The organism is Ktedonobacter robiniae (assembly GCF_016587375.1).
In the GTDB taxonomy this organism is placed as follows: domain Bacteria; phylum Chloroflexota; class Ktedonobacteria; order Ktedonobacterales; family Ktedonobacteraceae; genus Ktedonobacter; species Ktedonobacter robiniae.
In genome coordinates this window covers 216,789-234,146 of the sequence record NZ_BNJG01000002.1, presented here as the reverse complement: position 1 = coordinate 234,146, position 17,358 = coordinate 216,789, and the positions used below count along the sequence as shown (strand labels likewise).

Here is a 17,358-nt window from a genome sequence, read left to right as displayed (position 1 = left end):
CGTTCCTGATGGGAACTATCAGCACTTCACGCTCTCTCCCTCAGAGTCGGCCCAAATCGACGTATACGACGGTGTCGGCGACGCAGTCGAGAGGACCGAGTTTCTCAATCTCTGCATCATCATCGATAGCGATGGCCTCGCTCACCCCGGGAAGGTGTCGAGCAGCGTCCAGTCGCTTGCCACGAACGCCAGCAATGACGCGAGCCCCGATCTGCGATGCTGCGAAGACCGCTGAGCGACCAACGCCACCTAAAGCCCCGGTGATGAGGACGGTCTGACCGGGTTGGACCTTGGCACCAAGCCGTATCATCGCATCACCCGTGACGTTGACCAGTGGAAGCGCGGCAGCGGTGGCCATCTCCAGGCCATCGGGAATCTTGACGAGGTCGGTGGCTTTGACGGTACAGAGTTCGGCGTAGGTATGTCGAGCCACAGCCATGACTCGGTCGCCAGGCTCGAAACCGGTGACGCCCTCGCCCACCTCGACAACGGTGCCAGCGAGGTCGAGGCCGGGGATGTAGGGGAACGCTATGGGAATGAAGTCCTTGACTGCGCCAGAGCGTACCCGCCAATCAGCAGGGTTGATGCTGGTGGCCGCGACGCGCACGAGCACCGAGCCTTCGGAGGGTCTGGGGTCTGCGATATCTTCATAGGCGAGATTTGACGCGGGGCCGTACTCGTAGAGAACGATTGCTTTCATGCTTTCCCTCGATTTCTTGAGAACTGTTTCTGAATCTCCAGGTCCGTTTCTCCTCATGACCTGTTGCCATAAAGAGTGGTCCTGAGCCTTATCTCAGTTGTTGACATAGTGCTGTTCGATGTCCGCGAGCAATCCCGGATGCACAGGCCGCCATCCCAGGAGTTCCTGGGTCTGGGCACTCGACCTCGGGAAGTCGCTTGCCACCACGTTGCCCAGAAAAGAGCCGAAGTGAGCCTCTGCCTCTTCGCGGGCAATGCTGACCACTGGCAGGTTCAGATTGCGACCGATGACGCTGGCAATGTCGTGGAAGGGGACACCCTCGTCGCCGACCCCGTTAAGCCGTGACCCCGCCGGGGCGCTTTCCAGGGCCAGGCGGTACAGGTGCGCCGCGTCGAGGCGATGAACGGCGGGCCAGCGGTTGGACCCGTCGCCGATATAGGCCGAGACGCCCTTCGCGCGTGCGATGTTGATCAGCATCGGTACGAAGCCGTGCCTGTCATCCTCGTCGTGCACAGACGGAGAGAGAGTGACGACCACTGATCGCACTCCCGCCAGGGCGAGCAGCGCGTTCTCCGATGCCTCCCCGTTGAGGTGCGCGGTGATCACGAATGGCTTACCTGTGCCTGCGAGCGCCGTCCCCATCGTCTCGACGGCGCGCAGATCGGTGGTGAGCGAGGCCGCGAAGTCCGAGAGGTTGTGCTCAAACGCCAGGTGAATAACGCCGTCCACCGCCGCCGCAGCGGCGCGCAGGCCGTCGAGGTCGTTAAGGATACCGCGCTGCACCTCGGCCCCAACTTCCTTCAAGGCCTCGACACCCTTGTCTGAACGGGTAAGGCCGACAACGGTATGGCCAGCACCAATGAGCTCCCGGACGACGGCGGAACCGATGTAGCCTGTTGCTCCTGTGACAAAAACACGCATAGGAAAGTTCTCCTTCTCCCTGGAAAATGAATCGTGACTGTGATAAAATGAGGCTACTTCCTCATACTAAACGGAGGGACCCTCACATTTCCCTCTCATATAATAACGGAGGGGCCCTCACTTTGTCAAGGACCAGTATCCCCAGGAGAACGGAGGAACATGAAATGCACGAGCCAGCACCAGCCAGCCGCCCCATGCGAGCTGATGCCCAGCGCAACTACGCCAGCCTGCTGAACACGGCGCGAGTCGCGGTTTCGGAGCGTGGCGCTGACATCGTCCTGGAGGACATTGCCAAATCGGCTGGGGTCGCCATCGGTACGCTGTATCGCCACTTCCCCACGCGTCAGGATCTCCTTGAAGCTGTGTTCCTGGATGAGACCAATGAATTGAGGGCGCGTGCTGAAGCACTCGCCAGCGCTCCGGTCCCTTTCGACGCCTTGATGAGCTGGCTTCGTCTCCAAATGGACTTCGCGGCTTTCGGGCGGAGCATGGGAGCAGTCATCATGGCTGCCAAACATGTTCCGGGAACGAGAATCTATGAGGCGAACAAAGCGATGCACGAGGCGGGAGCAGTCCTCTTGCAGCGCGCCCAGGCCGCAGGAGAGATCCGCCCAGATGTCCATATGCTCGACGTGATCCGACTCGTCTACGGAATTGCCCTGGTGAATGAACATGCGTCCGATCCTGATGGGGCCAACCGCATGCTCGATCTCGTCATCGCCGGCATTAGAACACAGCCGAGTCGGAACTGAAAGATGGGGTGCCACCTCTCAGCGAGGAGTCGATCCTGCTTTCTAACGGCGTGCGCTAGGTCGCGCATGCGCACCCGCTTCGCTGGAAAGTCGAAAGGCAATGTTGGGGGAGGGCCAACCTTGGAACGTTCTCGATAGCGGGCATGGAGGCCCAGTACCAGCGAAGCTGACACAGACCGCAAAGAGATGGTAATAGTTGGGAAACGTCCAGCACCTGTTGGAACCACAAGATGTCCCCTGCGCTGCCCTCACCCATTTCCCAAAATAGTGCGAAACAATTCGTCTCTGGGGCTCCTTCTCTCGATTCTCCAGAGCCAATTTCCCTGTTTCGCGCTGATGTTATCAGTTTTGCTCAAAAGGTGTGCTGATGCGCACCCACTGTACTATTTGGATACATTCCTCCACCTTGGCAATCCTCTCTCAAGGATTGCTGAGTTTATTTTAGTTTAAACTTCAAGGATAAGAAAGTGGGGTATGATTTAAAGCGAAATGCTTGAGATAGATGCAAGCGCATTTGCTAAAGAACGTGGGCCTTAAGCTTAAAAACGTTTTTCAGATGGCGGGCAAACAACATGAGAAAAAAGAACACCCTTTTATGATGCCTGCATTCCTCCACTTTGTCGTGCCAGGTCAACCATAGAACGAATAGCATGTGCAACCAGTTCTGGCTCCTCAAGATGAATATAGTGCCCACTGTGTTGTGCTCTTATTTGTTGGCTGTGTGATGAAAGAGACAACAATTGACGTTGATGTTCCTGCCAGGCATGGTCGAGCCTGATGACAAGCGTTCGTGGAAAACCAGGAAACGCTGTCACCAGCATCTCTACCCAGGGGTCAGAGGTGTGCGTCAGCACTATAGTGGCAATGCCCCAAATGAAGTGATGGCGCGCACCTGGGCTGCACTCTCGGCTGGATCGATCCCTTCAGGGTTGTCCATCTCCTGGGTCTCTTGAATGAGGACGCGTCGGACTTGCCGTATGCCCTGGTTCTCCTCTGGTCTCTCAGGAGGCAACACTGCCACCAGGTCCAGATGAGGGCTGGCCGAATCAACCAGGATCAGACCGACCACCTCCTCTGGATACTGGCTGGCGTAGAGGCGTGCGTTGTATCCTCCAAAGGAATGTCCAACGAAGATGTAGGGACCGGGGATGTGGGCGTGCCGTAAGAGTGCATGTAATTCAGTGGCGATGGTTTGGCTTGTACGGGGTGTGGGACCTGGGTCGCTTTGTCCCCGGCCTGCATGATCATAGCTACACACACAGGTAAACTCTGACACGGCTTCCTGTACCTGGCGCCAGACCTCACTCGTATCTCCCATGCCAGCATCCAAGATCACCGCCGGGCTTCCTGAGCCAGTGCATGCGATGGCGAGTCGATATCCTCCCACATCGATGAGGTCCATAGGGAAACGAGATGATATCTCCATCTGGGGACTATTTCTCTCTCTTTGCATGAATACGCCTTTCTCGCTGAGGAGACGACCTCCTCAGCATTTTTGGGGAAGGTCCAGAGAGTGAGGTGCTACCTTCTCCGTGGAAAGAGAGAGGTCAAGGGCTCCCCGTCGGTACATGGACGCTCTTTGTCGAACCTTCGCTCCCGGTTGAGGAGAAGGGTTCCCGTACATACCATTCGTGGCGGATAGCCCGCATCAAGAGTGCGCAATCGAGCTTTGCTGAGCCAGAGGGGAACCGCCTGAGATCCTCGAAGAAACTTGACTGCGCCTTTGTCACCTGCAGGGGCTCGACCTTCCAGTTCCTGCATCGCAGTTCTAAGCAATCGAGTTTTCCCACCTGATTAGTTACTGAATAGCCGAGCGAACCGTGTTCGAAAAACGCAGAAGCCTCTTCCAGAGACGCAAAAATCGAGTGCTCAGGCAGGTGTGAAGCGACACGAGCCTCAACTGTCACCCTGGTTTCCCTATCGTCGCTTGCCAGTTGCACGGAGAAAAACTCGTCCTCTTCCCTCACCTGAAAGCTCGCATGATGATGAACGCCGGGAAACAGTCTTCCCCCGATAAGAATATTGAACTGCGAAGAGGTATCTCGCCTGGGAATATAGACCCCTTCTCGATGTTGGCCATGCTCTTCCCATTCCACTGCAATGCGGTGAGCGGCATTCTCCGAAGAGAAACCGAGTAGCGCAGGGAGCAGGCGGGGGCGAAGCTGTTTGAGGCGAATGAGACAGATGCCTGCGATTCCCATTCCATGGATGCGTTTTGGCCGAAATGGGTCAGGTAAGAGTTTTTTGGAGATAGTCGGGATCAACACGGTAATTCACGAGGAGACGCCGATCAATAGTGCCTTGGAGGGTTGGAATGTACATATGCTACCTCGCCGTCTGAAGCAAAGAGTGCCTGAAAACAGGACAGAAGACTCTTTCATCTGTTCATCAGATTATAGCTGATGAACAGATGAAAAAACCAATGAGCCAGCTTTCGTTTGATCAGGACGCATACCTCCATACTGACTCTTCAAGAACCAACTTTTTACTTTTATATGCGTTAGCAACGAAAATACATAGAATAATCCTGCATAGCCCACGGGATGCGCAACGAGTTCTACCTCATTGGCCTGAAAGCGCCCATCATTGCTAGAAAAAATTGAGAACATGGAATGGGCCTGCGGAGCCACCTCAGCCGAAGATACATCTCGTTGCGCATCCCGTGGGCAGTTCCACATTTTAAATCTGGTTCGTTAGTTTGTGCAAGGGATTGAGCAGGATCGTGCCTCAGTAGAAGTAGCACGATCTCGCTCAGGAAGCAATGGGCGAACTGAAGGCTAGGTGACCAGCTTGAAATTGATCAAGCGTGAAATGTATTGTTCGAGCCACGTTTGACGTACTCCGCTCATGAAGAAATTTAGATTGTGCACAATATTATTGACAACAATACAATTTTGGGGTAATCTTTTTTATACGTTGACCATTGTCTGTTGACGTTTGTGAACAAGGCTGTTCTCGACAGGAATAGTCATGGGAACTCTTGCTCAGGAGAGAGCGTCTTTCACCTCTATTGCGCATGGTACCCCTCCTTTCAAAGAGAGGAAGACGGTACTTGTCGTAGAGCGCATGCGAAGTTGCAGAATACCTTCTCTTGAAGAAGGGTGACGTGGTGAACGTCCAGCTAGGTTAGAACATATCGTTTCATTGAGCGAGCACGTCTGCTCCTTTTGTCCAAAGGACTGAGCAGGGGGAAAGGAGAGAGGTCATGCTATGTGCCCAGCTGATACATCAGTGGGCGCACTGCTCACATCACGTCCACCTCTATTGGAGGCGCTTCCCCGTGCCTCATGTGTCGTCGATGGCATCGAGACGGTTGTGTATGCCAATACGAGCGCACAGGCCGTGACTGGCAATATGACGTGCCAGCTCGCTTGTTTCTCGAAGAGAGTAGATCATTTCTGTAGACATCTTGAGTTCAGAGCAGGTACGCATCTTCACCACCAGGGATGGGGACACGTGAAAGGGAGGTTTCCCGTATGCAGAAGACAAAGCAAACCAGGCGTGTTACTCCTGCGTCATGTGACGCACTGATCAATGCTATCCCCCAGTTGGTCTGGGTGAGACGACCCGACGGCCTGCACGAATACACGAATCAGCGCTTGCGGGACTATACCGGGCTTGTGCTTGAGCAGGTACAACCCGACCGATGGGCTCATCTCCAGTTCATCCATCCTGAGGATCAGGAAAGTAACCGAGCGCGCTTGCAGCATGCCCTAGACACGGGAGCTATGTTTGAGCACGAAGAGCGTGTCAGACAGAGCCAGACGGGGAAGTATCGCTGGTTTTTAGTCCGCGGCATGCCGGTCCGTGATGAAACAGGCCAGATCGTCAAGTGGGTTGGCACCCACACCGATATTGAGGAGCAGAAGCGGATCGAGGACGTCTTGCGAGAGAGTCAGGAACGCGCAGACGCCTTGATGCAATCCAAGATTATCGGCATCATTATCACCCAAGGCGAGCAGATTGAGGACGCCAACGAGACCTTTCTGCGCATGACCGGCTATAGACTAGAAGACATGCGTGAAGGGCGCATCAACATATTGCAGATGACGCCTCCAGAATATATGGCCCGGACCCTGCAGGCCCTGCAGGAGCTGGGCACCCAGCAGTCGATGACTCCCTATGAGAAAGAGTACATTTGTCAAGATGGCAGTCGCCTACCGGTGCTCGTGTGCGGGGTCGTCTTCCATCATCACCCCCTCCAGGCCATCAACTTTGTTCTGGACAATTCGGCGCGCAAAGAACTGGAACAACGCAAGGATGACTTTATCAATATGGCCAGCCATGAACTGCGGACCCCGCTCACTGTGGTCAAGCTGCAGACCCAACTGGTGCACAAACGCCTCGAAAAGCACTCCCAGCACGAGGCGGCTACCGCGCTTTCCAGAGTGGAGACGCCGATCAAGCAACTGGAGCGTCTGATCGGAGAGTTACTGGATGTCTCCCAGATGCAGACAGGGAGACTGAAGTACATCCGGGAGCGGGTGGATCTCGACGAGTTGCTGCGAGAGATCGCCGGCACCATGCAGCACATGAGCCCCAGTCATACCATTGTGGTGCGTGGGACTGTGCAGACCAGCGTGACCGGGGATCGTGACCGGCTCAGACAGGTCTTCACCAACCTGCTCAGCAATGCCATCAAGTATTCTCCCAATGCAACGACCGTTGAGGTGGAGCTCTCCGCTTCCGAAGAGGCGGTCACGATTCAGGTGCAGGATCATGGTCTGGGCATCCCGCGTGAACAGTACAAGAAGGTTTTTGAGCGTTTCTATCGGGCCGCTGGTCTCAGCCATGAAACGATCCCTGGTCTGGGCATGGGGCTCTATATTGTGGCCGAGATCGTCAAGGGCCATGGGGGAACCATCACGGTAGAGAGCAACGTTGGAAAAGGCTCCACATTTACGGTGACCCTTCCCAGGAGGAGGGATGCCTGAGCCTGGAAAGGACGCCACACTCGTCATCTGAGCCGGTGAGGGTGGCGAGATCGGTGTGTGAGCACGGATGGTACTGTCTGTCGCGCTTGCGGCGGATGCCCTTGCGCGTTTCGTACCATCTGGAAATCCCTCTATGGCGCGGGCGGAGCTGGTAGACCACTCCGGTTTAGCAAGCTGTCTGAAGTATGAGCTTTTGGGACGAAGCGACCCACAGAGAGAGGCAAGGTCCGCCCGCGCCATAGAGGGATTTCCAGATGGAGATGACTCAAAAGACTGTGCGCTCGGTTCATTGACATTGACACCACTGCATACCATCCCCCCAGATAGGGAGCAGTATGGCGGTGCATACCAACGCACTAATGCTCGACCATCTGCACGACCACTTTTCCTTTGGCATGCCCCTGCTCGAGGTAGGCGAATGCATCGGCGATTTGCGCAAATGGAAAAATATGGTCAATCACTACCTCAAGTTTTTGCTGATCGATGAGGGTAGCCAGTTCTGAGAGCTGGCTACCACTCGGGTGCATGAAGAGGTACCGATAGGCAACGCCATGCTTGCGCGCCTGGCGGCGGATTTTCCAGCTTGCGGCCCAGAAGAGCGTCGCAAGTGTTGATCCGGCTTGTAGATCTTTGCTCGCTGTCTGCGGTTCGGGAACTCCTGCGATTGAGACCACCTTTGCGCCATGCTTTACGACCCCGAACGTCTTCAAGAGAGTGTCGCCGCCTATTAGATCAAGTGCTCCATCGTAATCGCGTAGCACCTGATCGAAGTGCTCCCGAGCGTAGTCTACCACGACGTCTGCTCCAAGTTTGCGCACCATCTCCTCACCTCGTGCCGAGGCAGTAGTTGCGATGTGAGCTCCAAGCCACTTCCCAAGCTGAATCGCGAACGTTCCCACCCCACCAGCCCCCCAGAGATGAAGATATTCTGGCCGCTTGTCACCCGCAGTTCGTCTCGTAACGCCTGCAACGCGGTGAGCCCTGCCAGCGGCACCCCCGCCGCCGTTGTGAAATAGACAGAAGATGGCATCTTTGCGACGAGATCCTCGCGAACCACGGCGAATTCGGCAAATGCACCAAGCACCCTCTTATCTACGCGGGTAAACACCCGGTCACCTTCGGCAAGGGAAGTGACACCTGATCCCTTGGCTACGACGACTCCAGACAACTCGCACCCAGCAATGATCGGGAATGGGTAGCGGTAGATCACTCGCAGCATTCCTTCACGCATCTTGAAATCAATCGGGTTCAGTCCGGCAGCGTAGACGTGAATCAACACTTCCCCGGGCCCAGGCGATGGTCTGGGAACATCACGGAGTTCCATTGCATCAGGCCCACCATAGCGGGTGAGAACGAAGGCGCGCATATTCATCGCTCCTGTCCTCCTCCCTTATGTGGGATCAACAGTTTCATTGTACTTCCTTTTGTTGTGTTCAAGAAGAAGGTGGGCGTGACGACTCCCCACTGCTCAAGCCGGGGGTTCTCAGGAGGCTTGCGTCCCCTGAAGGCTCCGCCCGAGCCAAAGTTGTTTGATGTTCAGTGCGGCATTGTGGTCGCGGTCAAGCTCGCACCCGCATTCACATGAATGCCAGCACTCTGAGAGTTCCTTGACTTCTACCATGCTTTTCTTTTCCTACACTTGTCTCAATGACATCCAAAGGCCTTAAGAGCGGTCTTTTCTATAATATCAACTCTATTGTATCAAGAGAAAATGCCTTTGTGAAGTAAGAAACCTGAATCACCAAGAGTGATACTGATGGCGAACCCCTCTCAACGCGGTGAGGAAGCAATATTGCCAGCGAGGCACGGATTCCTTCCCTCGACAATGGCCCTCTTGCTACCAGAAATGCTGGAAGAGAACATATAGTACAGCTTGCTTGCTGCTCGAAGATAGCATAGTATTCCTTCAATAGTCTTCTTGAGGTCAGAGTAGGTACGCATCTTCGCTACCAGAGATGGGGGCAGGTATAAGGGAGATTGACCGCATATATGTCGAATATAAAGCAAACCAAGTGTCTCATGCCTGTCTCACATGAGACACTCCTCACTATTCTCGAGACACTTCCTGGTGCCTTGTTTGTGCTCGATGAGGCCGATACCATTGTGTATGCCAATGCGAGCGCACAGGCCATGCTAGGCGCCGCACCAGAGACCCTTGTTGGAAACAGCTTCTGGCGCTGCGCTCCTCAACTGGTGAGCACTTCGCTCTACCAGGCTGTGCGCAAAACGAAACGGACTCGAGCACTGACCGAAGTGGAGTATGTTTCTCCCGTGATCCAGATCTGGCTGCATGTGCATCTCTCTCCGACCATTGGGGGACTTACGTTGCAGTTCCACGAGATGGGAGCACCAGCCCACTGCCAGGAGACGATTCCCCAGCGCGAGTCCCTCTGCATGGATGTCCTCGATAACGTGCATGCCGGGATCGTCTTTCTGACGCCTGAGGGGATCGTATTGGATATCAATGAGATCCCGTTAAGCAGTGCGCACATCCGACGCGAGGAAGTGGTTGGCAAACCCCTGGTCGAAGGCCCCTGGTGGTCATCTTCTCCTCCCAGTCAGGCGCAATTACGCGCCGCCATCGCGCGAGCCAGCAAGGGCGAAACCGTGCATTTCGAGGCCCTGATTCAGCCCAGAGAAGGGATGAACCTTCACCTTGCATTCGCGATTACCCCCCGCATGGATGCGGAGCATCACATCGAATACCTCGTCATCGCTGGCATTGACATCACCGCACGCAAACGAGCCGAAGCAGATATTCATACCCTCATCGATGCTATCCCCCAACTGTTCTGGACCGGACGACCGGATGGTTATCCTGACTCGTTTAATCAACGCTGGCGCGACTATACCGGCCAGAGCACCGAAGAGGCCCAGGGGGAGGGATGGATGCAGTGTCTCCATCATGAGGACCGGCAACACGTCCGCTCCGTCTGGCAGCGCGCCATCCAGACCGGCGGGGTATATGAAACGGAACTGCGCCTGCGCCATGGCACGACTGGGGAGTATCGCTGGTTTTTAGTCCGTGCCTTGCCAGTGCGCAATGAAACAGGTCAGATTGTCAAATGGGTTGGCACTTGCACCGACATTGAGGAGCAGAAACGGACGGAGCAGCAACTCAAAGAAAGCCGGGAGCATTTGCGCGTGCTCACCGAAATGGTACCACAACTGGTGTGGACGACGTCGCCAGATGGCCGTGTTGACTACTGTAATCAGCGCTTTCAAGAGGTGACGCGGGCCGATTTTGAGCGGGTACGGGACTATGAATGGCGTCAATACCTGCATCCTGAAGATACTGAGCGTGTGCTCACGCTTCGGCAACATTCGCTCACAACGGGTGAGCTCTTTGAGAGCGAACATCGTCTCAAGGACGGTCAAACTGGAGCCTATCGCTGGTTCTTAGCCCGCGCCATGCCGGTGCGCAACGAAGCAGGCCAGATCGTGAAGTGGTTTGGCACCTGTACCGACATCGACGAGCAGAAACAAACGGAACAAAGGCTGAAAGAGAGTGAAGAACAATTTCGGGTGTTGGTCGAAACAGTGCCACAGCTCGTGTGGGTGGCACGACCCGACGGTCAACACGAGTACATGAACCAGCACTGGTGTGACTACACCGGGCTCACGTTAGAGAACGCACAAAGCGATCTCTGGGCGTATCTCCAGGTCATCCATCCCGATGATCGGGAAGGCAACCGAGCGCACTTGCAGCGCGCTCTGGACACGGGAACCATGTATGAGCATGAAGCGCGTGTCAGAAATGCTCATACGGGAGAGTATCGCTGGTTCTTAATGCGCGCCATGCCAGTGCGCGATGAAACCGGCCAGATCGTCAAGTGGTTTGGCACTGGCACCGACATTGATGAGCGGAAACGAATGGAGGAAGCCTTACGCCAGAGCCAGGAGCGCATCCGCGCCCTTATCGACTCCAATATTATCGGGATTGTTTCTGTTGAGGGGGAGGAGGACGTGCTGGTGGAAGCCAACGATGCGTATCTCCACATGACTGGTTATACCCAGGAGGATGTGCGCAGCGGAACGCTGAGCGTGGAGAGTACCACTCTCCCAGAACATGCGTCTCTCTTCCAGCGCGCGCTCCAGGAATTAGTCACACGCGGGCAACATACGCCCTTTGAAACAGAACTGGTGTGTCAAGATGGCGGTCGCCTGCCAGTGTTGGTGGGAGGCGTCATCTTCCAGGAGCGTCCACGCCGGGTTGTCGCCTTTGTGCTGGATAATTCGGCGCGCAAGGAGCTGGAACAGCGCAAGGATGACTTTATCAGTATGGCCAGCCATGAACTCAGGAACCCACTCACGGCCTTGAAAATGCAGACCACCTTGCTGCACAGACAACTGGCAAAGCAAGGCATCCAGGCTCCGGCACTTTCCAGCATGGAGATCCAGATCAACAAACTCATCCGGCTGGTGGAAGAGTTGCTGGATGTCTCCAAGATCCAGGCAGGAAGACTGGAGTATCGGCAGGAGATGGTGGCTCTTGACGCATTGCTGCAGGAGATTGCCAATACTATGCAGCAAACCCATCCCAGCCATACCATTGTGATGCGTGGCGCGGCGCAGACTAGCTTGCTGGCGGATCGAGACCGACTGGGACAGGTGTTCACCAACCTGATCAGCAATGCCATCAAGTATTCCCCCAGCGCAGAGACCGTCGAGATGGATCTCTCCGCCACCGAAGATGCGGTCACGATCCGTGTCCGCGATCATGGCCTGGGTATCCCGCGAGAGCAGCGCGACAAGATTTTTGAGCGCTTCTATCGGGTCGCAGGTTCCACACAGCGAGCGATCCCCGGTCTGGGCATGGGACTCTACATTGTGGCCGAGATCGTCAAGCGTCATGGGGGAACCATCACAGTGGAGAGCGACGTCGGAAACGGATCGACCTTTACGGTCATTCTTCCCAAGCCCACGAGATGCGCAATGAGCAACGAACCAGTAGCATGGAGGAGAAAAATGTGCCTTTTTGAGAGAGAAAAATCAAACACATGCTCTCAAGGAGGCACCTACAAGCAGAGGTGCTGAGGCTGCCCCTCGATGGGCTCGGGACGGGTAATCACGATGCCATCCAGGGTAGCACACAACAGTTTCACATCATGACGATTAGCCCCATCAATAACGATAGCCAAAGGAATCCCAGCTCCATCAGTCAAGAGACTGCGCTTGACTCCTGACTTACCACGATCGGTGGGATTGGCTCCGGTTGCACCCTGTCCAAAAGGAGCCTTTGTCATTGCTCCATCCACGGCTTGCCACTCCCATTGAATTCCTTCCAACTCATCATACATCTGCAGTCCTGCTTGCCACAAAGCTTTGAACAGGCCAACCTGCTCCCATTCCTGAAAACGGTCATGCACCGTCGATGAAGCTCCCAACTCTCTCGGTAACGCATTCCATTGGATACCCGTACGCAGGACATAGATGATGGCTTCAAACGCTCGTCGATCATCCATTCTGGGACGTCCACCTTTTGCATGGGACGGTGCGGCTGGAAGCAACGGTTTGATCTGCTCCCAGAATGGGTCGCTGACTTTCCATGGATGAGTTCGTGCCATACAGATTGTTCCTCTTGAGGTTTCTAGTAAGGAGAATCATTTTCACTCTTGAGATAGGCAATGATCTTGCAAAAAGTGCAGGTGACAAAGCTTGTGTTCTGTTGAGCCGTGAAAGGTGTCGGAGAGTGTTATCAATCAGAGTTTATGAATGCTTTTTGTGAGCACCCCTCTTTGCTACATGTGGCAAAGAGGGGTGCTCACAAAAAGCATGTGATCAGCGTTGTGTATGCACACGAATGCTCCCTAAGCGCATTGATCGGTGCAAATTGGAGCGCAACCCCACCAAGAGCTGCCCCTCCAGCAATTCCCAGGTAGAGGGTCGAGTTATTGAGGGCCAGGATCACATTGGCGTGTTCAGCAGCCAGGTCGAGGAGACGGCGCTGTTGTGCAAGAAAAGCCAGCGATCCCAGGACTCCCCAAATGAAGAGCACGATCAGCGCACTCACCGGATTGACATCGGTGAAAGAGAAGGTCGCATAAATGATCGTCAACACAATTCGGATGGGCAGATGTGAGCCTGACATCGGCTACACGATTGCTGCGTTAGATGGCCCAACAAAGAGGATAGTTGACGATCGGAATAAAATCCACGCCAGCTGCCTTCCCATCGCGCCTGGCATCGACAATCATCTCTTTGAGCCTGCTCATCTGATCTGCATGTTCTTCGCTATCCCAGATGCTGACATGAACCATAGAGCCATCTGGCGATGCGCCGGCGTAGTAGGAAAGCAGGCCAGGGAGTTTTTGAATCGCAGGAATAAGGTACGTACCGGTTTCTTTTGCCATACGATCAACTTCTTCAAAACGTGCAGGATCAAAATTGCCGCGTGAGACGCGAATAACTGCCGTGGGAGGAAGAGATTCAGTCATTGCTATTCCCTTTCATATTGCGCTATCATTGACTGATAGCACGAGAAGCGCTTCTAGCGCTCCGTTGACAGATAGACTATACATTCCATCATTGTATAGTTTCGCAGAAAGAAGAGGTGGTGTGTCTCTCTCACCACACCTCTGTTTCTTCTTTGGAAGAGTACACTGAGAGCAGCACGCGTGTCCAATATCATTTCTAGACATATTCATATTGAATGTGATATAAAATCGGCATGGATCTCATCGCCTTACGGTATTTTCTGGTCATCGCGGAAGAGCAGCATATCACGCGGGCAGCAGAGCGCTTGCAGATGGCTCAACCCAATCTCACGCGTCTCATGCGCAAACTGGAGGAGGACCTCGGCTTCACGCTGTTTGATCGGAGCAATAAACGGCGGTTTGCGCTCACGCCCGCCGGAAAAACCTTTCTTCAGCAGATCATTCCTCTCCTGCAGCAGTATGAGGATGCAGTACAGGTAGCCAAACGGGTGGCACAGGGTGAAGGAGGCAAACTGGTCGTCGGCTATACGCCCTTAGCGATGTTCATTGGGGTGCTTCCTGCACTGGTCCAGGTCTATCAACGTTCTCCTGAGGTCGAACTGCTCCCTCGCGATATTTCTGCTGTTTCGCGGCAGATGGTCTTGCGCATGCTGCGCGATGGTCGCCTGGACGTGGCTTTGCTGCCACATGGTTCTGAGGAGCCAGGATTGGCGTGTGAGCTGCTCTCCACGAGTTCGCTGGTTGTGGTCTTGCCAGTCAATCATCCGCTAGCCGATCAGCAAGCTATTCCTCTCGCCGCGCTTGCTCGGGAAGCCTGGATACAGCCATCACGGTCGCTCAATCCACGTTGGCACGATGATCTTGCGCATCTTTTCCAGCAGGCGGGATTTGAGCCGAAGGTGGTTCACTGGACCCCGCAAGCCCATACGTTGGTGAGTCAGGTGGCTGCCGGGCTCGGCCTGGCCATCCTGTCTACCTGGACGTCGCAGCAGCTTCCCCATCAGGGTGTCGTCTATCGCCCACTTCAGGACTGTGAGTATCTGCTGGAATTCCATGCCCTGTGGCGTCGGAACGATCGCTCTCCTTTGCTCCAGACCTTCCTCAGGAGGTGCAAAGGCGAGAATGAAGCCAGCTAGTGCCAAGGCCCTCCTCTGCCAGTTCCTCATCATTTGAGAGAGGCTTTCTTTACCTGTTTTCGGATAAGGTCTTAGTGTAGATTCCAGAGACCTGTAGTGCAATAGAGCCAGCGTTCCTCTGTCAACGAAGATGAGGGGCGCTCTCTCTTACACATTAGGTCTCCTGAGATTGCACTAGGTCAACAGTTTGTATTCATGTCACGATGAAACGGTATTCCACTCCCCAAAAACACAGCCACATCGGAGACGCTGCTCCAGTTTGGCTCTGCCATATCAAAACGTTCAGATCTCTTTCAGGAAAAACTGGTAATCTGGGTAAGAAAGCCTTGCTTTGACCAAAGAAAGAAGGAGAAATCGATGGGTTTCCGACGTCCACATCCTCATCTTGCTGGACTCTCGTCCCTCTTTTCAACATGTTGGGCTTGCTTGCTGATCGCACTGCTGTTCATAAGCTGCTCTTCCCCCAACACGGGCATTCCAAACGCTACTTCAACGGAGGCATCGGGAAGTTCACGCCTCACTGCCACCGTCCCCGCGAGCATTCCACAGATAACCTCAACAGTAATCACGAGCCTCGCGCCGGTGACGACACCTCTGGCTCCGCCTCCCCAGGATTGCACCACCAAGCCCCCACCGCAGCAGAAGCACCTTGACAGCCTGGGCTCCAATACCAATGTGCGTTTAGTCGGAGGTGGAGCGTTCTGGATCTATGACGGCTTCTATCAGAATGTTCTCCACTTGAGCCAATTGGGCTCTGATCAGAGATGGCCAATGACGAAATGGGTCGTTGAAGTCGGTCCAAACGCTTCTCTGCCGGTCACGTTGCGCCTGCGAGATAGACAGACGAAAACACTGGCCTGGTGGACCGATGGCCAGACTCCCCCCAGAGCTGCCACTCAGACGCTGATCCTGAACCCGCTCACAGATACAGGGGATCTCGGCTCCGTACCCGGCATACCAGATATTCCACATGGCTCATCAGGTCCCAGCTGGTCGGAATGGGGGCTCTTCCCCGTTTTCTCCACTGCTGGTTGTTACTCTCTGGAGGTAAGTTGGTCTGGCGGTTCCTGGCAGAGCATCATAGCTGTCGGGAGCTAGAACTGGGTCAAGAGACCTGCTGTAGAAGCAACTCAAGCAACTCGCACGCAAAGGAATCGCAGACGTGTTGCTTGAGCTCGCTTGCCATCAGCAGCCGAGCCGATTCAACAATGGCGCATTTGCCATGAACCCATTTGGGCTCAATGCGGTTGAGCCAGGGACTCTTGGTAGGCAGCCAGCACGGGATAATACGCATTTCAGCTTGGCCCGTACAAGCTTGTTCCTGGTTAGCCGTTCTTTTCCCCTTTGCACAAGAGCTTTTTTGAACCTGCATTAGTTTACCTCTAACTTTGCACTTTTCCTAGAGAGAGTTGAAGGCAAGCAAATGCCCAATGAGGAGGTTTGGAAAAGTGCAAAGTCAGGGCAATCAACTACCAACTACAGCGGTTTGCGATAGCGCGGAAATTCTTTGACCACAGAGAAACCGATCTTCTCGTACAGCGACCTGGCGCCATGGCGGTTGTTGGCGTCTGTGTGTAAGCGGACGCGTTGCACACCACGTTCGCGCAGGGCCGCGAGCGCGTACAGGATGAGAGCTTTGGCAATGCCCTGACGTCGATACATGCTGTCTACACTGACCTCGTCAATATAGCCACAACCATTGGAGACACGCCCAAGGACCATGCCAACCGGCTGATCTTGATCCCAGGCCACCTGCCAGAGTGTCTGATCAAGATCAGGTTGGTGGTGAAATTCCTGGTACTCTTCCTCAGACGGAACCGCCGTGCCCCAAGAGGTTCCAGCCCAAAAACGAGCAATCGCCTCCCAGATCAAGCGAAGTTGATCGGGCCTTACGGAACGCCGTTCAATCTTCACGGGCAGATGCGGCTGGGTGAGCTTGCGAAAGTCATTGAAATCCATTAGGGCATTGATGTGAACACACCGATACCCCTCGTTCAACAAGAGTTCTGTGGCGGTTTTCTCCGTACTCGAAGCGTTCGCCCCAAAAACACCCTTGCCATTGGTGGGATGCTCGTTGGCAAGCGCGCGGATACGCTCCTCCGCCCAGTGTAGCATCGCTGTGCCAAGCCCGCGCCCGCGCCATTGTGGAACAACCTGACCCAGATGCAGGTAGAGCCAGGTGCCATCTGCTTCTGTCCACCAGGAAAGACGGATGGAGGCGATCATTTCATTGCCATGCAGAGCAAAGAGCACGTTCTGCGGATCGCGATCAGCAAAATCGGCTCGCATCCCCTCAACGGTCGGGATTTTTTCCAGTGTAGAGAGGGGATCAATTTCATCTGTATCGCGACATGCTTCGATGAGCGAGACATAGGCGGGGGCATCTTCTGGACCATAGAGATGACGAAATGTGATCTCGGGGAGAGATGGCAAATATGGAAATGGTATTTGTGTCATACGTGCGTGCTTCCTAAACCT

General features: G+C 54.7%; 13 protein-coding genes and 3 pseudogenes. 5 read left to right on the top strand and 11 right to left on the bottom strand.

The features are described 5' to 3' along the window. Nucleotides 1-40: 40 nt before the first annotated feature. The gene (locus JMJ04_RS21720; protein ID WP_236038262.1) at nucleotides 41-700 is read right to left on the bottom strand and encodes an NADP-dependent oxidoreductase; all 660 of its coding nucleotides are present in this window, start codon (nucleotides 698-700) and stop codon (nucleotides 41-43) included. Between the two features lie 93 nt (nucleotides 701-793). Further along, nucleotides 794-1,621, bottom strand: coding sequence for an SDR family oxidoreductase (locus JMJ04_RS21715; RefSeq protein ID WP_201372583.1), 828 nt, complete (start codon nucleotides 1,619-1,621; stop codon nucleotides 794-796). A 164-nt stretch (nucleotides 1,622-1,785) separates the two neighbouring features. Here JMJ04_RS21715 and JMJ04_RS21710 point away from each other — a divergent pair, with 164 nt between their 5' ends. Next, nucleotides 1,786-2,373, top strand: a complete 588-nt coding sequence (locus JMJ04_RS21710; protein WP_201372582.1) for a TetR/AcrR family transcriptional regulator — start codon at nucleotides 1,786-1,788, stop codon at nucleotides 2,371-2,373. A gap of 593 nt (nucleotides 2,374-2,966) precedes the next feature. Here JMJ04_RS21710 and JMJ04_RS21705 read toward each other — a convergent pair. The 3 genes from JMJ04_RS21705 to JMJ04_RS21695 all read right to left on the bottom strand — a co-directional run bounded on the left by JMJ04_RS21705 (nucleotide 2,967) and on the right by JMJ04_RS21695 (nucleotide 4,574). Continuing rightward, a complete protein-coding gene (locus JMJ04_RS21705; RefSeq protein WP_201372581.1) occupies nucleotides 2,967-3,227 on the bottom strand; it encodes a hypothetical protein in 261 nt (86 codons plus the stop codon). Next, nucleotides 3,227-3,799 (bottom strand): alpha/beta fold hydrolase, encoded by a 573-nt coding sequence (locus JMJ04_RS21700; RefSeq protein WP_201372580.1) that lies wholly within the window; start codon nucleotides 3,797-3,799, stop codon nucleotides 3,227-3,229. Before JMJ04_RS21700 ends, JMJ04_RS21705 begins: the two co-directional genes overlap by 1 nt. A gap of 121 nt (nucleotides 3,800-3,920) precedes the next feature. Next, the gene (locus tag JMJ04_RS21695; protein WP_236038260.1) at nucleotides 3,921-4,574 is read right to left on the bottom strand and encodes a DUF2071 domain-containing protein; all 654 of its coding nucleotides are present in this window, start codon (nucleotides 4,572-4,574) and stop codon (nucleotides 3,921-3,923) included. A gap of 1,275 nt (nucleotides 4,575-5,849) precedes the next feature. On the opposite strand from JMJ04_RS21695, the gene JMJ04_RS21690 reads away from it, so the two are divergent. Next, nucleotides 5,850-7,307, top strand: coding sequence for a sensor histidine kinase (locus JMJ04_RS21690; protein ID WP_201372578.1), 1,458 nt, complete (start codon nucleotides 5,850-5,852; stop codon nucleotides 7,305-7,307). Nucleotides 7,308-7,663: 356 nt separating this feature from the next. On the opposite strand, the pseudogene JMJ04_RS48770 reads toward JMJ04_RS21690, so the two are convergent. Together JMJ04_RS48770 and JMJ04_RS21675 are read right to left on the bottom strand one after the other, a co-directional pair. Continuing rightward, nucleotides 7,664-8,673 (bottom strand): annotated as a pseudogene (locus tag JMJ04_RS48770) (NADP-dependent oxidoreductase). 117 nt (nucleotides 8,674-8,790) lie between these two features. Beyond that, a pseudogene (locus JMJ04_RS21675) lies at nucleotides 8,791-8,916 on the bottom strand (zinc ribbon domain-containing protein); the annotation flags it as partial. A gap of 380 nt (nucleotides 8,917-9,296) precedes the next feature. Between JMJ04_RS21675 and JMJ04_RS21670 the strand changes: the two are divergent. Then, nucleotides 9,297-12,344 (top strand): PAS domain S-box protein, encoded by a 3,048-nt coding sequence (locus JMJ04_RS21670; protein WP_236038254.1) that lies wholly within the window; start codon nucleotides 9,297-9,299, stop codon nucleotides 12,342-12,344. Here the strand turns inward: JMJ04_RS21670 and JMJ04_RS21665 are convergent. The 3 genes and pseudogenes from JMJ04_RS21665 to JMJ04_RS21655 all read right to left on the bottom strand — a co-directional run. After that, nucleotides 12,329-12,874 (bottom strand): annotated as a pseudogene (locus JMJ04_RS21665) (IS5 family transposase); the annotation flags it as partial. The gene JMJ04_RS21670 and the pseudogene JMJ04_RS21665 overlap by 16 nt on opposite strands. A gap of 197 nt (nucleotides 12,875-13,071) precedes the next feature. Next, nucleotides 13,072-13,398 carry a hypothetical protein gene (locus tag JMJ04_RS21660; RefSeq protein WP_201372575.1) on the bottom strand — a complete coding sequence of 109 codons (327 nt, stop codon included), beginning with the start codon at nucleotides 13,396-13,398 and terminating at the stop codon, nucleotides 13,072-13,074. Between the two features lie 19 nt (nucleotides 13,399-13,417). After that, complete coding sequence (locus tag JMJ04_RS21655; RefSeq protein WP_201372574.1) at nucleotides 13,418-13,744, bottom strand: hypothetical protein; 327 nt, start codon at nucleotides 13,742-13,744, stop codon at nucleotides 13,418-13,420. A gap of 233 nt (nucleotides 13,745-13,977) precedes the next feature. Between JMJ04_RS21655 and JMJ04_RS21650 the strand changes: the two genes are divergently transcribed. Then, nucleotides 13,978-14,880, top strand: a complete 903-nt coding sequence (locus JMJ04_RS21650; protein ID WP_201372573.1) for a LysR family transcriptional regulator — start codon at nucleotides 13,978-13,980, stop codon at nucleotides 14,878-14,880. 357 nt (nucleotides 14,881-15,237) lie between these two features. Beyond that, nucleotides 15,238-15,978 carry a hypothetical protein gene (locus JMJ04_RS21645; RefSeq protein ID WP_201372572.1) on the top strand — a complete coding sequence of 247 codons (741 nt, stop codon included), beginning with the start codon at nucleotides 15,238-15,240 and terminating at the stop codon, nucleotides 15,976-15,978. Between the two features lie 378 nt (nucleotides 15,979-16,356). Here the strand turns inward: JMJ04_RS21645 and JMJ04_RS21640 are convergent, their stop codons facing one another. After that, a complete protein-coding gene (locus JMJ04_RS21640) occupies nucleotides 16,357-17,337 on the bottom strand; it encodes a GNAT family N-acetyltransferase (RefSeq protein WP_201372571.1) in 981 nt (326 codons plus the stop codon). Between the last annotated feature and the right edge of the window lie 21 nt (nucleotides 17,338-17,358).